1 protein-coding gene is annotated in these 231 nt (G+C 67.5%); it reads right to left on the bottom strand.

Features of this window, described 5'->3' with window-relative positions:
• Positions 1-231, bottom strand: a 231-nt coding sequence (locus RZA33_RS19845; protein ID WP_317510120.1) for a hypothetical protein, incomplete at both ends; no start/stop codon positions are given.

The following is a 231-nucleotide window of genomic DNA, read 5'->3' as shown; positions in this document are numbered from 1 at the left end:
ACAGCCGACGCCATCGGCGTAGACGGTGGTCTGTTGCGATGGTCCCCACGGGGTGGAAGCCCGCGTAAAGACCTCGCGCCGGGTGAGCGCGGCACGCTGGCGCTGATGCTCGGCGTTTTCGTGAACGCGGACGCGGAAGGCGGCGATATCCGCGACCTCGCCGCTGTGGCCGTAGAAATCGGACCGCTTCCATTCTTCCATCGGGTCACGCAGCCGCCAGGCTGACGCGAC

The organism is Halovibrio sp. HP20-59, assembly GCF_033052795.2.
Classification (GTDB): domain Bacteria; phylum Pseudomonadota; class Gammaproteobacteria; order Pseudomonadales; family Halomonadaceae; genus Vreelandella.
This window is presented reverse-complemented; position numbering and strand designations above follow the sequence as displayed.